Annotated in this window: 22 protein-coding genes; 7 read left to right on the top strand and 15 right to left on the bottom strand. The window is 62.6% G+C overall.

Translation table 11 applies throughout. From position 1 onward, the window contains the following. The first annotated feature begins 26 nt into the window (after nt 1-26). A complete protein-coding gene (gene pabB, locus AC1MEK_RS13280) occupies nt 27-1,367 on the top strand; it encodes an aminodeoxychorismate synthase component I (RefSeq protein ID WP_480396749.1) in 1,341 nt (446 codons plus the stop codon). 134 nt (nt 1,368-1,501) lie between these two features. Here the strand turns inward: pabB and thrH are convergent, their stop codons facing one another. Beyond that, nucleotides 1,502-2,119: a bifunctional phosphoserine phosphatase/homoserine phosphotransferase ThrH gene (gene thrH / locus AC1MEK_RS13275; RefSeq protein WP_480396748.1), complete on the bottom strand. Its 618-nt coding sequence runs from the start codon at nt 2,117-2,119 to the stop codon at nt 1,502-1,504. A 170-nt stretch (nt 2,120-2,289) separates the two neighbouring features. Here thrH and AC1MEK_RS13270 point away from each other — a divergent pair, with 170 nt between their 5' ends. After that, nucleotides 2,290-3,024 (top strand): phosphoadenylyl-sulfate reductase, encoded by a 735-nt coding sequence (locus AC1MEK_RS13270; protein ID WP_480396747.1) that lies wholly within the window; start codon nt 2,290-2,292, stop codon nt 3,022-3,024. A gap of 218 nt (nt 3,025-3,242) precedes the next feature. On the opposite strand, the gene cysB is transcribed toward AC1MEK_RS13270, so the two are convergent. The 5 genes from cysB to AC1MEK_RS13245 form a co-directional block, all read right to left on the bottom strand. After that, complete coding sequence (gene cysB, locus AC1MEK_RS13265; protein WP_480396746.1) at nt 3,243-4,217, bottom strand: HTH-type transcriptional regulator CysB; 975 nt, start codon at nt 4,215-4,217, stop codon at nt 3,243-3,245. 158 nt (nt 4,218-4,375) lie between these two features. Continuing rightward, nucleotides 4,376-4,876, bottom strand: a complete 501-nt coding sequence (locus AC1MEK_RS13260) for a universal stress protein (protein WP_480396745.1) — start codon at nt 4,874-4,876, stop codon at nt 4,376-4,378. A gap of 97 nt (nt 4,877-4,973) precedes the next feature. Further along, nucleotides 4,974-5,894, bottom strand: a complete 921-nt coding sequence (locus AC1MEK_RS13255; protein ID WP_480396744.1) for a 5'-nucleotidase — start codon at nt 5,892-5,894, stop codon at nt 4,974-4,976. Between the two features lie 21 nt (nt 5,895-5,915). Then, entirely contained in the window at nt 5,916-6,881 is a 966-nt protein-coding gene (locus tag AC1MEK_RS13250) for a putative 2-dehydropantoate 2-reductase (RefSeq protein WP_480396743.1), read from the bottom strand. A gap of 26 nt (nt 6,882-6,907) precedes the next feature. Continuing rightward, complete coding sequence (locus tag AC1MEK_RS13245; RefSeq protein WP_480396742.1) at nt 6,908-7,243, bottom strand: YbbN family protein; 336 nt, start codon at nt 7,241-7,243, stop codon at nt 6,908-6,910. Nucleotides 7,244-7,514: 271 nt separating this feature from the next. Between AC1MEK_RS13245 and AC1MEK_RS13240 the strand changes: the two genes are divergently transcribed. Then, nucleotides 7,515-8,591 carry a 3-deoxy-7-phosphoheptulonate synthase gene (locus AC1MEK_RS13240; RefSeq protein WP_480396741.1) on the top strand — a complete coding sequence of 359 codons (1,077 nt, stop codon included), beginning with the start codon at nt 7,515-7,517 and terminating at the stop codon, nt 8,589-8,591. A 77-nt stretch (nt 8,592-8,668) separates the two neighbouring features. Here the strand turns inward: AC1MEK_RS13240 and AC1MEK_RS13235 are convergent, their stop codons facing one another. Beyond that, complete coding sequence (locus tag AC1MEK_RS13235; RefSeq protein WP_274136801.1) at nt 8,669-8,950, bottom strand: GNAT family N-acetyltransferase; 282 nt, start codon at nt 8,948-8,950, stop codon at nt 8,669-8,671. 650 nt (nt 8,951-9,600) lie between these two features. On the opposite strand from AC1MEK_RS13235, the gene oprI reads away from it, so the two are divergent. After that, on the top strand, nt 9,601-9,852 hold the full coding sequence (gene oprI / locus AC1MEK_RS13230; protein ID WP_025113130.1) for an outer membrane lipoprotei OprI: 252 nt from the start codon (nt 9,601-9,603) through the stop codon (nt 9,850-9,852). 900 nt (nt 9,853-10,752) lie between these two features. Here oprI and AC1MEK_RS13225 read toward each other — a convergent pair. The 3 genes from AC1MEK_RS13225 to AC1MEK_RS13215 form a co-directional block, all read right to left on the bottom strand. After that, complete coding sequence (locus tag AC1MEK_RS13225; protein ID WP_480396740.1) at nt 10,753-11,721, bottom strand: L,D-transpeptidase family protein; 969 nt, start codon at nt 11,719-11,721, stop codon at nt 10,753-10,755. Nucleotides 11,722-11,868: 147 nt separating this feature from the next. Continuing rightward, nucleotides 11,869-12,162 carry a hypothetical protein gene (locus AC1MEK_RS13220; RefSeq protein ID WP_480396739.1) on the bottom strand — a complete coding sequence of 98 codons (294 nt, stop codon included), beginning with the start codon at nt 12,160-12,162 and terminating at the stop codon, nt 11,869-11,871. Between the two features lie 345 nt (nt 12,163-12,507). Then, the gene (locus AC1MEK_RS13215; RefSeq protein WP_480396738.1) at nt 12,508-13,113 is read right to left on the bottom strand and encodes an arylesterase; all 606 of its coding nucleotides are present in this window, start codon (nt 13,111-13,113) and stop codon (nt 12,508-12,510) included. Nucleotides 13,114-13,123: 10 nt separating this feature from the next. Here AC1MEK_RS13215 and AC1MEK_RS13210 point away from each other — a divergent pair, with 10 nt between their 5' ends. The 3 genes from AC1MEK_RS13210 (at nt 13,124) to greB (ending at nt 16,899) form a co-directional block, all read left to right on the top strand. Next, complete coding sequence (locus tag AC1MEK_RS13210) at nt 13,124-13,807, top strand: ABC transporter ATP-binding protein (protein WP_480396737.1); 684 nt, start codon at nt 13,124-13,126, stop codon at nt 13,805-13,807. Then, nucleotides 13,807-16,317 (top strand): ABC transporter permease, encoded by a 2,511-nt coding sequence (locus AC1MEK_RS13205; RefSeq protein WP_480396736.1) that lies wholly within the window; start codon nt 13,807-13,809, stop codon nt 16,315-16,317. Before AC1MEK_RS13210 ends, AC1MEK_RS13205 begins: the two co-directional genes overlap by 1 nt. A gap of 93 nt (nt 16,318-16,410) precedes the next feature. After that, a complete protein-coding gene (gene greB / locus AC1MEK_RS13200) occupies nt 16,411-16,899 on the top strand; it encodes a transcription elongation factor GreB (protein ID WP_480396735.1) in 489 nt (162 codons plus the stop codon). Here greB and AC1MEK_RS13195 read toward each other — a convergent pair whose 3' ends face one another. The 5 genes from AC1MEK_RS13195 to AC1MEK_RS13175 form a co-directional block, all read right to left on the bottom strand. Continuing rightward, the gene (locus AC1MEK_RS13195; protein ID WP_480396734.1) at nt 16,900-17,829 is read right to left on the bottom strand and encodes a 5-oxoprolinase subunit C family protein; all 930 of its coding nucleotides are present in this window, start codon (nt 17,827-17,829) and stop codon (nt 16,900-16,902) included. It lies immediately after the preceding gene. After that, nucleotides 17,826-18,530 (bottom strand): 5-oxoprolinase subunit PxpB, encoded by a 705-nt coding sequence (gene pxpB, locus AC1MEK_RS13190; protein ID WP_480396733.1) that lies wholly within the window; start codon nt 18,528-18,530, stop codon nt 17,826-17,828. The genes AC1MEK_RS13195 and pxpB overlap by 4 nt, the downstream gene beginning before the upstream one ends. Continuing rightward, a complete protein-coding gene (locus AC1MEK_RS13185; protein WP_480396732.1) occupies nt 18,527-19,279 on the bottom strand; it encodes a 5-oxoprolinase subunit PxpA in 753 nt (250 codons plus the stop codon). The genes pxpB and AC1MEK_RS13185 overlap by 4 nt, the downstream gene beginning before the upstream one ends. A gap of 87 nt (nt 19,280-19,366) precedes the next feature. Beyond that, nucleotides 19,367-20,218: an urea carboxylase-associated family protein gene (locus AC1MEK_RS13180; RefSeq protein WP_480396731.1), complete on the bottom strand. Its 852-nt coding sequence runs from the start codon at nt 20,216-20,218 to the stop codon at nt 19,367-19,369. A gap of 13 nt (nt 20,219-20,231) precedes the next feature. Then, on the bottom strand, nt 20,232-20,897 hold the full coding sequence (locus tag AC1MEK_RS13175) for a GntR family transcriptional regulator (protein WP_480396730.1): 666 nt from the start codon (nt 20,895-20,897) through the stop codon (nt 20,232-20,234). Between the last annotated feature and the right edge of the window lie 5 nt (nt 20,898-20,902).

Below are 20,902 nucleotides of genomic sequence, written 5' to 3'. Positions count from 1 at the left end.
CGCACGCCCTGACCGATTTGCCTCGCATGCCAACCTGCTCCGTACACCCGATCGCCTACCAGCCTGATCCGACCGGTTTTTTCTCGCTCATCCGCCACGCACCCGGCGCCGTGCTGCTGGACAGCGGCCGCCCCGAAGCCGACCGCGGTCGCTTCGACATCCTCAGCGCCTGGCCGCTGGAAACTCTGGCGCCTTTGGCCGATGAAAGTGGCGACGCTTACCTTCAGCGTCTGCGCGACAGCCTGGTGCGACTCGGCAATGCCGAGCTGCCTGAGTCGTCCCCGCTGCCCTTCGCCGGCGGCCTGATCGGCTACCTGGCCTACGATTTCGGGCGCCTGCTGGAGCCGCTTCCCGAGCAGGCCATCGATGATCTGCACCTGCCATCGGCGCAACTGGGCCTCTATGCCTGGGCGCTGATCAGCGACCATCAGCAAGGCACCAGCCAACTGGTGTTTCACCCAGCGCTGGGCGATGAAGAACGCCGGCGCCTGATCGATCTGTTTTCCCAGCCCGCGACCTGCGATGCCAGCTTTGAACTGACCTCGCCGTTCTGCGCCGACATTGGCGCGCAGCAGTACCAACAGGCCATCGAACGCATTCACGCGTACATCCAGGCCGGCGATTGCTATCAGGTGAACTACGCCCAGCGTTTTCGCGCGCAATACCAGGGCGAGCCGTGGGCAGCCTATCAGGCGCTGCGCGTCGCCTGCCCGACGCCCTTCGCCGGTTTTCTGAGCCTGGCCGAAGGCGATGCGGTGCTCAGCCTGTCGCCGGAACGCTTCGTCAAGGTCAGCCAGCGCCAGGTGGAAACCCGCCCGATCAAGGGCACCCGGCCCCGGGGCAAGACGCCCGCGGAGGACCAGGCCTACGCCGACGAACTGCTGGCCAGCCCTAAGGACCGCGCAGAAAACCTGATGATCGTCGACTTGCTGCGCAACGACCTGGGCCGCACCTGCCGCACCGGCTCGGTAAGGGTGCCGCAGCTGTTCGGCCTGGAAAGCTACCCCAACGTGCATCATTTGGTGAGCGTCGTGACCGGCGAGCTGGCCGCAGACAAAGACGCCCTGGACCTGATCGGCGGCAGCTTCCCCGGCGGTTCGATCACCGGCGCGCCGAAAATCCGCTCGATGCAGATCATCGACGAGCTGGAGCCCAGCCGCCGGGCGCTGTACTGCGGGTCGCTGCTGTATCTGGATGTGCGCGGCGAGATGGACAGTTCCATCGCCATCCGCAGCCTGCTGGCCCGGGACGGGCAGATCGCCTGCTGGGGCGGCGGCGGGATCGTCGCCGACTCGCAGTGGGAGGCCGAATATCAGGAGACCTTCACCAAAGTGCGGGTGTTGATGCAGGCGCTTGAGGCCCTGTAACGCGGATTCGTAACCCTGATGAAACCCTGTGGGAGCCGGCTTGCTGGCGAATGCGTCTGGTCAGTCACTGCAAGGGTGAATGACACGCCCTATTCGCCAGCAAGCCGGCTCCCACGCGGTAAGTGGCGTGCCGACTAAATCACCAAATCCCGATTCGACGCCTTGATGAACTCCTGCTTCAAATTGTCGAACGTATGCACCGCCGGAAACTGCGGAAACTCGCGAATCACGTTATCCGGCGCATGGAACAGAATGCCCGCGTCCGCCTCGCCCAGCATGCTGGTGTCGTTGTAGGAATCCCCGGCGGCGATCACCCGGTAGTACAGGCTCTTGAAGGCCAGCACCGACTGGCGCTTGGGGTCTTTCTGGCGCAGTTGGTAATCCACCACCCTGCCCGCGTCATCGGTGATCAGACGGTGGCACAGCAAGGTCGGGAAGCCCAGCTGACGCATCAGCGGTTGCGAGAATTCGTAGAAGGTGTCCGAGAGGATCACCACCTGAAAGCGCTCGCGCAGCCAGTTGACGAACTCCACGGCGCCGTCCAGCGGTTCAAGGGTCGCGATCACTTCCTGGATGTCGGCGAGCTTGAGCCCGTGCTCATCGAGGATCTTCAGCCGCTGCTTCATCAACACGTCGTAGTCGGGGATGTCGCGGGTGGTGGCGCGCAGCGACTTGATGCCGGTTTTCTCGGCAAACGCGATCCAGATCTCCGGAACCAGCACACCTTCGAGGTCAAGACAGGCAATTTCCACAGCTCACTCCTTGTGCGCCTCTTGCGAGGGATTGTGTCGGGATGCAGCACTCTAACCAGCTTGCCGTGGCGCAGGCAAACACAGGTTTTGCGGCAATCGGACGAAGGTTTTTGTTACCATCTGCGCCATTACGAGCGCCTAAGCGCCACTCTTGATTAGGAAGCCGCCTGATGAGTCACCCTTTCGACGTCGACGAAATCGCCTCGACCTACGCCAACAAGTCCGCTCAGGACATCCTCAAGTTCGCCTTCCAGCACTTTGGCGACGAACTGTGGATTTCCTTCAGCGGCGCCGAAGACGTGGTGCTGGTCGACATGGCCTGGAAGATCAACAAGAACGTCAAGGTGTTCAGCCTGGACACCGGCCGCCTGCACCCGGAAACCTACCGTTTCATCGATCAGGTGCGCGAGCAGTACAAGATCGACATCGACATCGTCTCGCCAGACCGCGAGAAGCTGGAGCCCTTCGTCAAGGAAAAGGGCCTGTTCAGCTTCTACAAGGATGGTCATGGCGAATGCTGCGGCGTGCGCAAGATCGAGCCGCTGCGCCGCAAGCTCAAGGACGTCAAGGCCTGGGCCACCGGCCAGCGTCGCGACCAGAGCCCAGGCACCCGCAACAACGTGGCGGTGGCCGAGATCGACGGCGCGTTTTCCACGCCCGAGCGCACGCTGTACAAGTTCAACCCGCTGGCGCAGATGAGCAGCGCCGAGGTGTGGAACTACATCCGCATGCTGGAGCTGCCGTACAACAGCCTGCACGAGCGCGGCTTCATCAGTATCGGCTGCGAACCCTGCACCCGCCCTGTCCTGCCGAACCAGCACGAGCGCGAAGGCCGCTGGTGGTGGGAAGAAGCCACGCAGAAGGAATGCGGGCTGCATGCGGGGAATCTGATCTCCAAAGCTTGAGCCTTGCATAGCAGTCCGGCTTGTCGGCAGCAGCGATCTTCAGGACGCATTCGCCAGCAAGCCGGCTCCCACGACCTTCGGCCAGAATCTGATCGGTGAATCAACACCGACCGTAGCAGCACGGCTTGCCGGCGGGAGCGTCCTCGAGATCGCCCCCGCCGGCAAGCCGTGCTGCTACAGGATCCGGGTATTCGCAGGATCAGCAACCACCCGTGGGATCAATGCTCGGGCAGTTCCACACCCTCGAACAGCTCTTCGAGCTCCTGCTTGTTGTGGCACTGGATCGCCTTGGCCATGACGTCGCGGGTCAGGTGCGGGGCGAACTTTTCGATGAAGTCGCACATGAAGCCGCGCAGGAAGGTGCCGCGGCGGAAGCCGATCTTGGTGATGCTGGCTTCGAACAGCTCGCTGGCATCGAGCACCACCAGGTCGCTGTCCAGCTTCGGATCGACCGCCATCTTGGCGACGATGCCAACGCCCAGACCCAGGCGCACGTAAGTCTTGATCACGTCGGCGTCGGCGGCGGTGAACACCACTTTGGGGGTCAGGCCGCGATGGCTGAAGGCTTCATCGAGCTTGGAGCGGCCGGTGAAACCGAACACGTAGGTCACGATCGGGTATTCGGCGAGGATTTCCAGGGTCAGCTTCGGCAGCTTGGTCAGCGGGTGGCCCTGAGGCACCACCACGCAGCGGTTCCAGGTGTAGCACGGCATCATCACCAGATCGCCGAACAGCTCCAGCGCCTCGGTGGCAATGGCGAAGTCAACAGTACCGTCAGCGGCCATTTCGGCGATCTGCATCGGCGAGCCCTGATGCATGTGCAGCGCGACGTCCGGGTACTGCTTGATGAAATTGCTGATCACCGGCGGCAGCGCATAGCGCGCCTGGGTGTGGGTGGTGGCGATCGACAGGGTGCCTTTCTTCTCGTTGGAGAACTCCTGGGCGATCTGCTTGATGCTCTCGACCTTGCGCAGGATTTCCCCTGCGGTGGTAATGATGCGCTCCCCCGCCGGGGTCACGCGGGTCAGGTGCTTGCCGCTGCGCGCAAAGACCTCGACCCCCAGCTCGTCCTCCAGCAGACGGATCTGTTTACTGATGCCCGGCTGCGAGGTGTACAGGCTCTGCGCCGTCGCCGAAACGTTGAGGTCGTGGTGCGCCACTTCCCAGATGTAGCGCAATTGCTGAAGCTTCATATGTATCCCTCAAAGCCGGAAGACGCCACGGGCATCACGACGGTATATAACTGGATTAATGGTCAAGAAGGAAAAGCTAGAACTTTTTATAACTTTTAGCCAGCACTTTCAGACAGTAATGGCACACTGCTTCAAGTCGTGCTCGGTATCCTCCCCCTTCAAACCCACGAGCCACTGCGGTTCTGCACCATCGGCACCATGTACACCGGCACCTGGGAAAGCTGCAGGATCCGCGCGGCGGTACGGCCTATCGGCGTGTCCCCCTCGGCGCCGTGGCTGTGACTGCCCACCACCAGCAGATCGACTTCAAGGCGCTGCGCCTGCTGAAGAATCACGTTGGAAGGGTCCCCCTGAACCACACGGACGCTGCGGATCAGCGCCAAGTCCTGATGATCTTCCCCCAATTCGTCGCGAAAGCCGGCCATCACCCGGGACTCGATGCCTTCGATCACGTTGTTGATGCCTTCGCTGTGCAACTCGCGCAGCACATCTTCGGCCAAGTAGCTCTGCAGCACCGACTCGGCAAATAACCCCATGGGCTCGACCACGTGGACCACATGCAGCTCGGCGTCGAACGACCTGGCCAGCGCCAGTGCATGCTGCAGGACAAATGGCGCATAAAGACCCAGATCCGTGGCATACAGCATCGAGCGAACCATGTGACCTCCAGACAGCCTCGCAAGGCCCAGACACACAATGAGCGTAGCAGCGCGCGGAGGAATCGGCGGCTTTGATACAGCTTTCCGGTCTAAAGGTTCAGAGTTTTAGCTCATTGCTGATGCCATGGGGGACGTGCCCAGTGGCCACCACCTCCCGCGCCTTTTCGCAGTGGCCGGGCTGGTCGTCGAAGAACACGTCGGCGGCGAACGCTTCCAGGAACGCCGATTTGTCCAGGCCGCCGAGAAACAGCGACTCGTCCAGACGAATGTCCCATTCGCGCAGGGTGCGGATGACCCGCTCATGGGCCGGCGCCGAACGCGCTGTCACCAGCGCGGTGCGGATCGGGCAGGACTCTTCGGGAAATTCGCGCTGAAGCAGGTTCAATGCCGCCAAAAACGGCTTGAACGGCCCGCCGGGCAAGGGTTGCCGGGCCGCTTCGCGCTCGTTGGCCTGAAACGCCGCAAGCCCGCCCGACTGATAGACCCGTTCGGATTCGTCGGAGAACAGCACAGCATCGCCGTCGAACGCGATGCGTAGTTCAGCACTGGCCGCCCGCCGTGCGCCGCCGGACAGAATGGTCGCCGCAGCAAAACCTGCATCCAGCGCACTGCGCACGTCTTCGGCGTGGGTGGAAAGAAACAGATGGCTGCCAAACGCCGCCAGATAAGGAAACGGACTACGACCGCCGACGAAAGCTGCACGTGAGATGTCCAGACCATAATGCTGGATCGAGTTGAACACCCGCAGCCCGGTATCGGCGCTGTTGCGCGACACCAGAATCACCTCGACCCGCGCCTGGCTCAGGTTGGCGTTGAGGCTCAGCAGTTTTTCCACCAGCAGAAAGGCATCGCCGGGCTCCAGCACTTCGTCTTCGTGGTCGATCTGATACTGGCGATAGGCAGCCACGCCGTCGCGCTCATAAATGGCATGGCTTTCCCGCAGGTCGAACAGCGCCCGCGAGGAGATCGCCAGGATCAGCTTGTTGCTGGCGGTTTTCAGGGTCAGATCGTGGGCCATGGCTCCCCCCGGAGTGTTTGGCTATGGGCGGTTATGCCGGTCGATGAACGCCAGCGCGTGGTACAGGGCGCGAATCTTCGGCATGTCGCAACCGGCCGCCAGCGCCGCAGCCAGCGGCCTGGCGTAGATGGCGTCCAGCTCCAGCGGGCGTTTTTCAGTGAAGTCGTGGTGCATGCTGGGACGATAGTCCGGCATCTGCTCGGTCATCTTGAACAGCTGCGCCGCGTAGCCCTCGGGCAACGCATGGCCGCAGGCCTGGGCGCCCTGCACCACTTCGGCCATCAAGCCTTGAATCAACTCCCGGCTGTCGGCATCGGTCATCAGCGGCGTGGTGCTGGCATTGAGCAAAACCGAGAGGCCGTTATAAGGCACATTCCACACCAGCTTCTGCCAGCGCGCCTGGCCGAGATTGTCCATGGCCAGCGAGTCGATCCCGGCGGCGTGGAACAGCGCGGCACCCTCTTCGACGATCGCAAGGCTTGCAGCAGCGTCTGCGGCAGGCCCGCTGTGGTAACCGATATTGACGGCACCGAACGCCTGGTGGGTGATCTTGCCCGGCGCGGTGCGATGCACGCAGATGAAACACAGGCCGCCCAGCAGATGCAGCGAATCGGGCAGCACCGCACGCAGTTCGTCTTCCACTGCCAGACCGTTCTGCAGCATCAGCACTTTGGCGCCGGGGGCGGCCGCCTGAGCGATGGCCGGGGCCACGCCGCCGGTGCCGGTGGACTTGGCGCCCACCAGCAGCCAGTCACAGGGCGGCATGTCAGCGGCCGAAGAATACGCCTGCACCTTATCAAGGCTCAGGGCGCCGTGAACCTGACTGTTCACCTGCAGGCCCTGTTGCGACACCGCACTGAACTCGCTGCGCAACAAGAAATGCACATCGAAGCCAGCGCGCGCCAGCATCAGGCCATAAAAGCCGCCAATGGCGCCGGTGCCGATAATACCGATGCGCGGCTTGCTGTTATCAAGGGTTGGGCTCATGAGGTTCTCGATTCAAGGCTATGGATTCAGGGCAACTCGTCAGGCGCACGGTCCAGCGCCTGCTCAAGACCCGCGATGAGGGTTGGCGCCGAAAGCTGGCTGCGCAGTGCCCCGTAGAATTCGCCGTCGCGCACCACGAACAGCGCCGGCAGATGAAACACCCCATAACGCTGCACCGCGCCGCCGTTTTCTTCGGCATCGATCCAGCACAGGCGTTCGATGGGCAATGCTTGCTCAGGCAAATGCTGTCGCGCCCAACGGCAACTGGAACAGCCAGCGCCGGTAAAGATGAGCAACGACGTGCCGGTCAGTGTCAGCAGTTGTCGATCGACGTCGAAATCCGTCAGTTGCAGTTGATCCACACCGATCTCCCCAGGGTCTGGCGCACACTCTATCCGCACACTATATTCACAGCCCCTGCCCGCTTCGCAAGCCAAAGCACCGCGCAAAGTAGCGCCATGGAGGCAAACGGTTGCGATAAGCCAGCATGATTGGACGAAAGCTTCGGGTTACCCATTGTCGAAGTACGGCTTAACGCGCTAAGGTTCGGCACCCCCGCTGCCCTCAATCACGCTAGGCTCCGCCGCACGGGGACCGTTGGCGGCCAGCACCCGTGACCTGATGAGTAACACGATGGCTGATTTACCGATTGACGATCTTAACGTCGCCTCCAACGAGACCCTGATCACGCCGGATCAGCTCAAGCGCGAAATCCCCCTCACCGCCGCCGCCCAGGCCACCGTGAGCAAGGGCCGCGAAGTGATCCGCAACATCCTCGACGGCAAGGACCACCGCCTGTTCATCGTGATCGGCCCGTGCTCGATCCACGATATCAAGGCCGCCCACGAATACGCCGAGCGCCTCAAGGCGCTGTCCGCCGAGCTGTCGGACACCCTGTACCTGGTGATGCGCGTCTATTTCGAAAAACCGCGCACCACCGTCGGCTGGAAAGGCCTGATCAACGACCCGTACCTGGACGATTCCTTCAAGATCCAGGACGGTCTGCACATCGGCCGCCAACTGCTGCTGGACCTGGCCGAAAAAGGCCTGCCGACCGCCACCGAAGCGCTGGACCCGATCTCCCCGCAATACCTGCAGGACCTGATCAGCTGGTCGGCGATCGGCGCACGCACCACCGAATCCCAGACCCACCGCGAGATGGCCTCCGGCCTGTCTTCGGCCGTAGGCTTCAAGAACGGCACCGACGGCGGCCTGACCGTGGCCATCAACGCCCTGCAATCGGTTTCCAGCCCGCACCGCTTCCTGGGTATCAACCAGGAAGGCGGCGTTTCCATCGTCACCACCAAGGGCAACGCTTACGGCCACGTGGTACTGCGCGGCGGCAACGGCAAGCCCAACTATGATTCGGTCAGCGTCGCTCTGTGCGAACAGGCCCTGGCCAAGGCCAAGGTCAAGCTGAACATCATGGTCGACGCCAGCCACGCCAACTCCAACAAGGACCCTGCCCTGCAGCCGCTGGTCATGGAAAACGTCGCCAACCAGATTCTGGAAGGCAACGAGTCGATCATCGGCCTGATGGTCGAGAGCCACCTGAAATGGGGCGCGCAGTCGATTCCGAAAGATCTGGCAGACCTGGAATACGGCGTGTCGATCACCGACGCCTGCATCGACTGGGAAACCACCGAGAAAACCCTGCGCAGCATGCATGCCAAGCTCAAGGACGTACTGCCCAAGCGCAAGCGCGGCTGATCCGGATTTTGCAGCTGTAGAAACGACAACGCCGAGCATCTGCTCGGCGTTTTTCATGGTGTTGCTTCAAGAAGCTTTCAGATCTTTGCGGCCTGACGCTGATGACGTTCCATGTAGCGTTCGACGTAGGAGCAGGATGGAATCACGGTGTAGCCCATGCTCTCGGCATAATCGAGCGCCACTTCGGTCAACGCCGCTGCAATGCCACGGCCGCGCAAGGCGTTGGGCACGAACGTACGGTAGATATCCAGGGTCTGCTTCCCCAGATCCATGTACGTCAGGTAAGCACGGTGACCGTCGATGTTGATTTCGAACTGGTGACCGGTCTTGTCATGGTGAATGGACAGCGCCTCGCTCATCACTACTCCTCGCGGGTCTTGGATTTTGACCCCTACCTTACCGATGTTTGTCCGGCGAAGGAACCTCTTCAGTCAGGGCCAACGCACCGCTGCGTCCGCGCACTGCCTGCTACGCCACCCCGTGCCTGGTTTGGACACCGAGACGAGCCCTTGCTGATCTCAAACAAACGAGCACCTGCAAATAGTAGGCACCATTGTGCAATCTGCTCAAGTGAATATGCAGTAAAAGCCTGGCCGCGTATCCGGCCTCTGTGCCTGCGTCCGTGATCCGACTCGCCGGAGAATGCTCATTGAGACGGTATCGGGGAGGCAAAGTCACTTAAAGCAACAAAATTCGAGCATCCTCGCCGATCATCGTCTATACAAAGAAGGTTGCAACGTGGTTCAACGTCTCCCGGCCACCGCCTGGACGAAGTACTGCCGACCCACTGATGACGTCGCACCGACAGACGTAATTGCCTGACAGGGCGAGGTTTTTTCTGGACAAACAGGGTTAGGAATCGCACGGAAGGCGTTCAAAGCTAAGAATTTTGTGCTGTTCTTGCGCTTGGTCCGTTTACTTACTACAAACAATGGGTACTATGTACGCCGGTCATTTTCTCATTTTCGAGAGATGATTAACTTGAAAGAAGTCCTTTAAGGGGAACACGATGAACAACGTTCTGAAATTCTCTGCTCTGGCCCTGGCCGCCGTTCTGGCCACTGGTTGCAGCAGCGCCTCCAAAGAAACCGAAGCTCGTCTGACTGCTACCGAAGACGCCGCTGCTCGTGCACAAGCTCGTGCTGACGAAGCCTACCGCAAGGCTGATGAAGCTCTGGCTGCTGCTCAGAAAGCTCAGCAAACTGCCGACGAAGCCAACGAGCGTGCTCTGCGCATGCTGGACAAGGCTAGCCGCAAGTAATAATCCTTCGGGGTTATTGATAAGCCGATCCGTTTGCGGGTCGGCTTTTTTATTGCCTGCGTTTTGATGTGGTGATGGTTCTGGCTGCGATCAATCGGGCCTTGAAGCGATGCTGGCTTTTTGGGCTCTGCCTAACGGCAGACCTGTTCCGGCTTCGCCGGGTTACTTGGAAAAGACCCCCAAGTAACCAAGGGGTCCTGCTCCTGGTTTGGGTCCTCCTTCGTCGGACTTCCTTCATTCCGGTCCCGCTCCGTGGGCCCGGCGCGAATGGGCCATCCATGGCCCCGCGCCTCGCGCGGCATCCTGCCGCTTGACCCACTCCGCGAGACCTCCATTCAGCCTGCACCCAAGTCGCGTTTTGTGTCGTCTGTGAGATGTGTATTCGGGAACACCAAACCTTCCCGTAGCAGCACGGCTTGCCGGCGGGGCGATCTTGAGGGCGACCCGCGAGCAAGCTCGGCTGCTACGGGCACCGCGTAAGCCGGGGGCTCTTGATCTGGCTTTTGATCTTCATGCGCGATAGCCCAGACGACGCCAAACGCGACTTGGGTGCAGGCCGAACGCAGGCGATGTGGAGTGGGACGAGCGACAGGATGTCGCGAGAGGCGCGTGGGCCATGGATGGCCCATTCGCGCCGGGCCCACGGAACATCGCCGGAGTGAGGGAACCTCGACGAAGTCGAGGCCAAACCAGGAGCAGGACACCTTGGTTACTTGGGTGTCTTTTCCAAGTAACTCGACGAAGTCGAAACAGGTCTGACGTTAGGAAGAGCGCTCTTGATCCTGATTCGGCGAAGCCGAAACAGATCTGGCGTTAGCCAGAACAACGATCTCCAAGCCAACAAAAAGCCCCGCTTCTAAACGAAGAAAACGGGGCTTTTCAACCAGTCGAATCAAACCATCACTGCAGCTGAACCGGCGCCTGACTCACCACCGGCGCGCCATTGCCAGGCACCGCGATCTCGACCGGCATGCCATCCTCGGCTGCCACGACGTCCCGCACCTCATCCCAATTGATCCGCAGATTATTGGCCAGGTCCTCACGCTTGAGCAGCGCATTGATCACCGCCGTGTGCTTGTCCACCACCGACGGATTGCCGCTCTCATCCAGCGGCGTATGCGCCTCCAGATACACCTTGCCGCCGCTCACACCAAACTTGTAGGGCTCGGAAATGATCCGCACAGTCGTGCCCACCGGCACCATGTCCGCCATCTCCAGCACGTTGTTGTTGTACATGCGGAAGCAACCATGGCTGGTACGCATGCCGATACCGAACTTCTTGTTCGAACCGTGAATCAGGTAACCCGGAATGCCCAGGCCGAACTTGAACGGCCCCAGCGGGTTATCAGGGCCAGCCGGTACTACGTTCGGCAGAATGTCGCCGTCGGCAGCGTGCTCGGCCTTGACCGATGCAGGCGGTGTCCAGGTCGGGTTAGGCGTCTTGGCCGTCACCTTGGTGGTGGAGATCGGCGAACCCCAGCCCTCGCGACCGATACCCAGCGGGAAGGTGTACACCACGTTCTTGCCTTTCGGGTAGTAGTACAGGCGGTACTCGGCCAGGTTGATCACGATGCCTTCACGCGGGCCGGGCGGCAGGATGAAGCGGGTCGGCAGCACGATCTGCGTGCCGGCACCCGGCAACCAGGCGTCGACGCCCGGGTTGGCGGCAATCATTTCCAGATAGCCCAGGTCGTACTTGGTGCCCAGGTCAGCGAAGGTGTCTTCGTACTTGGCCGTGACGGTCTGCACCTGGCCAATGATGTCTTCGCCCGGAGGCGGCAGCGGGAACTCGAGGGCAGAAGCAGGGCCCGCCGCACACAGTGCAGCAAGCGACAGACAGCGGGCGAAAGCTGGAAGGCGCGACAACATCCGGGGAATCCTTGGGTAACGGAAGGCTTGAATGGGCCCGATTGTACACGCACGCCCGCCCCTTCGGGAGTAGGCGCGACAGCCCGCAGGCACGGGCGTTCACCTGCCGTTCAGTTCGGGTGTGAAATGGCGGTCAGCGGGGGTATTTCAGACCGTCTGGTCCAATTCTGGCCAGATCGGCTGCCAGCCGCGGCGCTGGGCATCGATGATCGCCCGACACAGCGGGCACAGGCGCTCGTCCTTGTAGATGCCCTGCTCCACCTGCGACCAGCGCGGTTGCGCAGGCAACAGCGAGCCGCACAGCGTGCGGTCGGCGGAACCGGCCAGCTCCAGTTGCCGGGCGGCTAGATGCACACGAACTTCCTGGCACGCGAACAGGTCGAGCTGCTCATCGGGCTCGATCAATTGATAGGCAAACAGGGACCAGGCAGGACGGCGCATCGGGGGCTCCAGATCGGGGGCGCAACATTAGCCGAAAGCCCCCACCCAGAAAAGGGCCGCAGGCCTTTAATTTTCGGGATTGGGGTGTTTTCTAGGTTGGCTTGGGATCGCGACTCTGATGCCCTGTCGGGCCTATTCGCCAGCAAGCTGGCTCCCACATTTGCTTAAACGTGCCATGGCCTGATGAACCGAGTCGCCAGCCTTTGGGTTCACTTGAGCTCGAGTTGGAATGCCAAAGGCGGACAAGGAGATCCTCCAGACCATGGCACGTTGCAAAAAATGTGGGAGCCAGCTTGCTGGCGAATAGGCCCGAAGGGCAACAGAGTAAGAATCCAAAGCCAAAACCTAAAGCAACGCCTTCAACTGCGGCCAGACATTCTCAAGCAGCCGTGGCTGCGCGTTCGCCGCCGGATGCAAGCCATCCGCCTGAGTCATCTCCGGCACCCCGCCGACGCCTTCGAGCATGAACGGCACCAACGCCACCTGCTTCTGCTCGGCGAGATCGACGTACACCTGCTTGAACGCCTGGGTGTAGCGCGCGCCGTAGTTGGGCGGGATCTGCATGCCCAACAGCAGCACCTTGGCACCTGCCGCGCGGGAGCTGTCGATCATCGACGCAAGATTTTGTTTCAATTGTTCAGGCGGCTGCCCGCGCAGGCCGTCATTACCACCAAGTTCGAGGATCACCAGGTCCGGCTTGTGCTCGGAAAGCAGCGCCGGCAGCCGCGCCTGGCCCCCGCCACTGGTGTCGCCGCTGACCGAGGCATTGACCACTTTGTCCTTGTAGCCCTGCTCTGCCAGGCGCTTTTCCAGCAGGCTGACCCAGCCCACCCGGGTATCCAGGCCGAAAGCCGCGCTGATACTATCGCCAACGATCAGCACCGTGCCTGCTGCCGCTGTCTGACACACCAGCAGCAACCCCAGGCCAGCACTCAATAACCACGCACGCATCGGATTCTCCATGAGCGAAAGTATTCTCAGTGCCCGGAACCTGAACAAAGTGGTCCCCAGCACCGAAGGTGACCTGACCATCCTGCACGAACTTTCCCTGGAACTGAACAAGGGCGACACCCTGGCCATCGTCGGCGCCTCGGGCTCGGGCAAGTCGACCCTGCTCGGCCTGCTGGCGGGCCTGGACTTGCCGAGCACCGGTTCGGTCACTCTCTCGGGCCGCAACCTCAGCGAGCTTGACGAAGACCAGCGCGCACGGGTGCGCGCCGAGCACGTGGGCTTCGTGTTCCAGTCGTTCCAGTTGCTGGACAGCCTCAACGCCCTGGAAAACGTCATGCTGCCCATGGAACTCGAAGGCCGCCGCGACGCGCGCGAGCAGGCGCGGCATCTGCTGGAACGGGTGGGCCTGGGCCAGCGTTTGACCCACACCCCGCGCCAGCTTTCCGGTGGCGAGCAGCAACGCGTGGCCATCGCCCGCGCCTTCGCCGCCGACCCGGACGTGCTGTTCGCCGACGAACCCACCGGCAACCTCGACAGCCACACCGGCGAGCGCATCAGCGACCTGCTGTTCGAGCTGAACCAGGAGCGCAACACCACACTGGTGCTGGTCACCCACGATGAACGCCTGGCCCATCGTTGCCGGCGCCTGATCCGTCTTGAAGGTGGCCGTCTGGTCACCCCCATGGAGCCTTGATGGCACGTCTGCCGTTCGCCCGTCTGCTCAGCCTCGCCGCCCGCCAACTGCTGCGCGATGCCCGCGCCGGTGAGCTGCGGGTGCTGTTTTTCGCCCTGGTGGTCGCCGTGGCCGCCAGCACCGCCATCGGTTACTTCGGCTCGCGCCTGAATAGCGCGATGCTGCTGCGAGCCACCGAGTTTCTCGGTGCAGACCTGATTCTCAGCGGCTCGACACCGGCCAAACCCGAGCAGATCGAAGCGGGTAAATCGCTCAAGCTCGATCATTCGCAGATCGTGATCTTTTCCAGCGTGGTCGCCACCGACAACGGCATCCAGCTGGCCAGCGTCAAGGCCGTGGACGCGGCCTACCCGCTCAGGGGCGAACTGAAAAGCGCCGACGCGCCCTACCAGCCCGAGACCGCTGGCGGCGAGCCGGGGCCCGGAGAAGCCTGGGCCGAAGCCCGGGTGCTGGTGGCGCTGAACCTGAAGGTGGGCGACAGCATCGATGTGGGCTCCACCACCCTCAAACTCACCCGCGTGCTCACTTACGAGCCCGACCGCGCCGGCAATTTCTACAGCCTGACGCCGCGGGTGATGATCAACATGGCCGACCTGGAAGCGACCAAGGTCGTGCAGCCCGGCAGCCGCGTCAGCTTCCGTGATTTGTGGCGCGGCACCCCGCAGGATCTGGCCGCGTATCGCAAGGCCATCGAGCCTGCTCTTGCGCCCAACCAGAAGATCGACGACGCCCGTGACGGCAATCAGCAGATTGGCGGCGCGCTGGGCAAGGCCGAGCGTTACCTGAACATGGCCAGTCTGGTCGCGGTACTGCTGGCCGGGGTGGCCGTGGCATTGTCGGCGGCGCGTTTTGCCGTGCGCCGGTTCGATGCCAGTGCGTTGCTGCGCTGCCTGGGCCTGTCGCGCAACGAGGCCCTGGTGCTCTTCAGTCTGCAACTGGCGATGCTCGGTGTTGCGGCAAGCGTCACCGGCGCCCTGCTTGGTTGGCTGGCACAACTGGGGCTGTTTCATCTGTTGGAAAATCTGCTCCCGGCGGCCGTCCCACCCGGCGGCTGGCTGCCGGCGCTGGCGGGCATCGGCACTGGCCTTGTGGCACTGGCCGGTTTCGCCCTGCCGCCGCTGGCCGCGCTGGGTCGCGTGCCGCCACTGCGGGTGCTGCGCCGGGACATGCTGCCGATCCCCGCCAGCAGTTGGCTGGTGTACGGCGCCGCACTGCTGGCGCTGGGCCTGATCATGTGGCGCCTGAGCCTGGACCTGATCCTCACCTTCGCTCTGTTGGGTGGCGGGCTGGTCGCGGCGATCATTCTCGGCGGCGTTCTGCTGCTGGCCCTGCAAAGCCTACGGCGCCTGTTGGCCGGTGCCTCACTGCCCTGGCGTCTGGGCTTGGGCCAGTTACTGCGCCATCCCATGGCTGCTGCCGGTCAATCCTTGGCATTTGGCCTGATTCTGCTGTCCATGGGACTGATCGCCCTGCTGCGCGGCGAGTTGCTCGACACCTGGCAAAACCAGTTGCCCAAGGACGCGCCGAACTATTTCGCGCTGAACATCCTGCCCGCCGAGCGCGACAATTTCGGCGAGCGCATGAGCCGTCTGTCGACCCACGCCGCGCCGCTGTATCCGATGATTCCGGGGCGCCTGATGAGCATCAATGGCGAGCCGGTGAGCAAGTTCGTCACCAAGGATTCGCGCGGTGAAAACGCCACTCAGCGCGACCTCAACCTGACCTGGGCGGCCAACCTGCCGGAAGGCAACACCATCACCGAAGGCCAGTGGTGGAACGACCAACAGGCGCCCGCCGAGGGCATTCCCGGCGTCTCGGTGGAAACCAGGCTGGCCAAGAGCCTGGACATGAAACTGGGCGACACCCTGAGCTTCGTGATCGGCGGCGCGACCCATGAGGTCAAGGTCACCAGCCTGCGCGACATCAACTGGGACACCTTCCAGCCCAACTTCTTCATGATCTTCCAGCCTGGCACCCTCAAGGATGTGCCGACCACCTACCTGACCAGCTTCTATCTGGCCCCGGGCAACGACCAGCAGATCGTCGAGCTGTCCCGCGCCTTCCCGGCGGTGACCATCCTGCAGGTCGAAGCGCTGCTCGAGCAGCTACGCAGCATCCTCGATCAGGTCACCCTGGCAGTGCAGTACGTGCTGCTGTTCGTGCTCGCCGCCGGCCTTGCGGTACTGTTTTCCGGCTTGCAGGCAACGCTGGACGAACGCATCCGCCAGGGCGCGCTGCTGCGGGCACTCGGCGCCAACCGCGCGCTACTGACCAAAGCTCGGCGCATCGAGTTCGGCCTGCTGGGTGCGGTCAGCGGCGTGCTGGCGGCGCTGGGCTGCGAGCTGGTGAGCTTCGTGCTGTATCGCTACGCCTTCTCGCTGCAATGGCATCCACACCCGTGGCTATTGCTGCTGCCGCTGATCGGCGCGCTGTTGGTGGGAGGCGCCGGGGTGTTCGGCACCCGCCGCGCGCTCAACGCCAGCCCTCTGACCGTGCTGCGCGAAGGCTGACCAGGGTTGACCCGCTTGATGCCGACAGCAAAGATGTCGGCATCGTGCATGGAGCACCCTTGCTCACCACCGAGCCCTTTATTGAGAAGCACCTTGAGCACCAACATCTGCACCCGCGAAGGCCACACCGCCCTCAAGCAAGAACTCGATCACCTGTGGCGCGTCTATCGCCCGGAAATCACCCAGAAAGTCGCCTGGGCGGCATCGCTCGGCGATCGCAGCGAGAACGCCGATTACCAGTACAACAAAAAGCTGCTGCGCGAAATCGACCGCCGCGTGCGCTACCTGCGCAAGCGCCTGGAAGACATGCGCGTGGTGGACTATTCCCCTGAGCAGGAAGGCCGGGTGTTCTTCGGCGCCTGGGTCGAGATCGAGAATGACGATGGCGAAACCAAGCGTTTTCGCATCGTCGGTTACGACGAGATCTATGGGCGCATGGACTACATCTCCATCGACTCGCCCATGGCCCGGGCGCTGCTGAAAAAAGAGATCGGCGACGAGGTGGTGGTGCAGATTCCGGACGGGCAAGCGACGTGGTATGTCAACGAAATCAGCTACAACCAGACACCTCCCGCCAGTTGATCACTCCGGCAAATCCATCCACTGCTTGAGCAATCGCAGATGCCGCTCCTGGGCGAGCTCTTGCACGACAGGCGTCAACCGCAGTTCGGTACCGGGCAAGCACTGGGCCAGACGCGCCAGCGACTCGGGCGTCAACGCGCCCAGGCGCGGGTAACCGCCAATGGTCTGCCGATCATTGAGCAGCACGATCGGCTGGCCGTCGGGCGGGACCTGAATCGCGCCCAGGGCGATGCCCTCGGAAATCAGTGCCTTGCCCTGATACTGCAGCACCGGGCCAATCAGCCGAATGCCCATGCGGTCGGCGCGCGCGTCGACCTGCCAGGCGCTGTTGAAGGCATCGAACAGGCTCTGCCCCGAGAACTCACCGATCTGCGCGCCGAGCACCGTTTCCAGCGGTCGGGCGGACGACAGATCCGGAATCAGCCCGGCGTCCAATGCTTTGGCTGCCGGAGAAACACCGGACCAACTCAGCAGCGCGCCCTCTTCCACCGCCTTGCCATCGCCAGCGAGGCCACCGAGCCCTTCCCGGCAAACCGTCGATTTGCTGCCGAGCACCGCCGGCGCATCGAACCCGCCCGGTGCTGCCAGATACGCCCGCGCACCGACAATCGGCTGGCTGAACGTGAGACGTTGACCACGGCGAATCTGAAAACTGCGCCAGGGCTGCAAGGGCTGGCCGTCGAGCTGCGCACCCAGGTCGGCACCCGCCAGCGCCAGGCAGGCATCGTCCTCGGCGATGACACTCAACCCTCCGAGGGTAACCTCGATGGCAGCGGCGTCGAGCGGATTGCCCAGCAGCCAGTTGGCCCATGACAGCGAGATCCAGTCCAACGCGCCGCCCTGGGTGACGCCCAGATGACGACTGCCGAAGCGACCCGCATCCTGCAGCAGCACCAAGGGCGTACTGCGTTCTACCAACAGCCCGCTCATAGCACTGCCTCCAAAGGTGTGTCGTCGCCGCCCAGGCGGATGAATTCGTCATGACTGACCGGCTCGAAGCGCACCCGGTCGCCCGGCTGCAGCAGGCTGTAACCGTCCAGTGCGTGATCGAACAGTTTTACCGGGGTGCGCCCGATCAGGTTCCACCCGCCCGGCGAAGCCTGCGGATAGGCGGCGGTCTGACGCTCGGCGATGCCGACACTGCCCGCCGCCACGCGCTTGCGCGGGGTGCTCAAACGGGGGCTAGCGAGCACTTCTTCGACTAGCCCCATGAAGGCGAAGCCGGGCACGAAGCCCAGGGCAAACACCTGATATTCGTGGCTGCTGTGACGGTGGATGACGTCCTGCACCGATAACCCGCTGCGTTGCGCCAGCACTGTGAGCTCAGGCCCGACGCTGGGGTCGTACCAGGTCGGCAGGCTGAGCAAGCGCCCGTTGCCCGACGCCTCGGGTTGCAGATCATCCAGCGCCTCGGCGATCAAGGCGCGGGCTTCACGCACCAGCAGCTGGCGCAGATCGTAATGAACCATCAGCGTGGTGTACGAAGGCACCAAGTCGATCAGCGCCTGGCCGAAACGCTCACGCAAACGCCGTGACGCCGCCAGCATCCAGGGCATGTTGGACTCGTCGATGGCGCTGAACAGCCGCACCATCAGGCAATCGACCCCAGCGACCTCAATACTGAACTTCATGCCTGCTCCAACTCGGCGAAGGCCTGGCGAATCCGCTGCACGGCCGCAATCGAGGCAGCGTTGTCGCCGTGCACGCAAAGGGTATCGACGTGCAGGTTCAACTCGCTGCCGTCGCTGGCGATCAGGCTTTCGCCTCTGGCCAGAATCAACGCCTGATTGACCACGGTGTCCGGATCATGGTGCACGGCGCCGGGCAGGCTGCGTGACACCAGATGGCCCGCCGGATCGTAGGCACGGTCGGCGAACGCCTCCAGCCAGATCGGCACGCCGAATTCCTCGCTCAGCGCCATGGCCGTGCTGTTGTCGCGCTGGGCCATCAGCATCAGCTTCAATTCGCCTTCATAGGCCGACACCGCCTTGAACACCGCACGAAGCTGGCGGCTGTCGCGCATCATGTCGTTGTACATGGCGCCGTGCGGCTTGACGTACTCGACCCGGCCACCCTGGGCGCGGCAGATGCCGGCAAGCGCGCCGATCTGGTAGAGGACCATGTCTTCGATTTCCTGCGGCGAGCAGCTCATCGAGCGTCGCCCGAAACCCACCAGATCCGGATACGCCGGGTGCGCGCCGATGCGTACGTTGTAAGCCAGCGCCAGGCCCACGGTCTTGCTCATGATGCCGGGATCGGAGGCGTGGAAGCCGCAGGCGATGTTGGCGCAGTCGATCAGGGGCATGACGTCGGCGTCGCGGCCCATCGTCCAGGCGCCGTAGCTCTCGCCGATGTCGCAGTTGAGTAAGGGTGTTTTCATGGTGAATGTTCCCGCTTGATCGGTTCAGAAAACCTTGCAACACACCCGGGACAGGTCAATGCCCCGGGCGCCCGCTGCCTTGGCTTTTTACTTTTCCCACGCGGCCTTTGGAATCATCAGACCGTGGTTGCCGTTGTAGCTGGCACGCTGCGGTGATTTCCAGCCTTCCAGCACGCTGTCCTCGAGACGATAGATTTCCACGCCCAGCGGACGGCAGACCGTAAGCGGATCTTGCGCATCAGGCCCCCACATTGGCAACGACAGATCGCCACCCGGGCAAGTGGAAAGCGCGCAGAGCAGATCGATTTCGGCAAAAAACTCCAGGTAATCGCCCTGCTTGGCCGGACAGGCCTTCATGAAGTACATGTCGTCGTGGTTCAGGCCCGTGCACTGGAAAATGTTCAGCACATCGTGCACGTCGAACTCGGTCAGGCCGTAGGGCAGTACCGCCCGGGTCAGGTTCGAGTGGCAGTGGTGATGAAAATCCTCGCCGGTGAGCATCTTGTTCACGTAGGGGTCGCAACGGGTGCCGAGCAGATCGTGCAGGCGGCCACCGTGCTCATCGATGCCGTACTCGGCCAGGCTGTCGTCGGTGATGGTGACCATCGGCCGCAGAAACGGCAGGTTCGACCAGAGCCGATCGTAGGTAGTGACGTGAGCGCCCTGCAATTGACGAGTGCGCGAAGCCCACATGCGCTCGCGCGGATCATCGGCGCTCCAGACGTTGAAGTCACCCACCTGCGGGCCCACCGGCGTGGTCACACGAAACACGTGGCCGGCCGGCACCTTCCAGGCACGGCCGGTGCGGATCGGCACTTCGAACTGTTCGATAAGGGTGCGGCTGTCCTTCGACTCGCGAATGCGGTCGTAGAACGCTTTGTCGACCTGCAGGGCGGCACCTTTGCTGACCTGATACGCGGCGGGATAGTCCTTGTACATGATGTGTCCTCATTCAGGGTTTGGGGCTGCTGCTCAGGATGTCCAGCAGCAGGGATTCGGAATCGTGCAGGTAACTGGCCAGGGCCTCGCCTGCTTCTTGTTTATGGCCATCGGCGAGCAGGTCGTGGATGTGCCGGTCACGCTCCAGCCACGGCCGCTGGAAGCTCTCTTCACTGGGGGCGCTGGAAAACACCAGGCGCATCTGCGCCATGACCTGGGTGAAGAACTCGTTGAACAACGGGCTGCGCATCAGGCCGACGATGTGCTGGTGAAACTTCAGGCTGTGAGTACCGAAGGCCTGCCAGTTCTCTCGTTCCTGAGCCAGTTGCGCCGCTTCGATGGCCTCCAGCATCAGGTCCGACTGATACTCGCGCAGCGGCTTGCTCAGGGTGATCGCCTGCAACTCAAGCGTGCGCCGCACCTTGAAGATGTCGCGCACGTCGTCGACGCCCAGGCGCCGCACCACCACGCCCTTGTTGCGCACGTAGCTGGCCAGCCCTTCGCGCCCCAGATGATGCAAGGCCTCGCGCACGGTATTGCGCGACGCGCTGTAGGCGTTCACCAGTTCGCTTTCCACCAGCGGCATGCCGGGCAGCAGGCGGCCACCAATGATGTCCTCGCGCAACTGCACGGCGACCTGATCGGCCAGCGACAAGCTGGGCTCTTTTGCCTGACTCACAGTAA

The sequence above is a fragment of the Pseudomonas sp. 2 genome (genome assembly GCF_056627435.1).
Note: the sequence above shows the minus strand (reverse complement) of the source record. Positions and strands in the feature narration are given on the sequence as shown.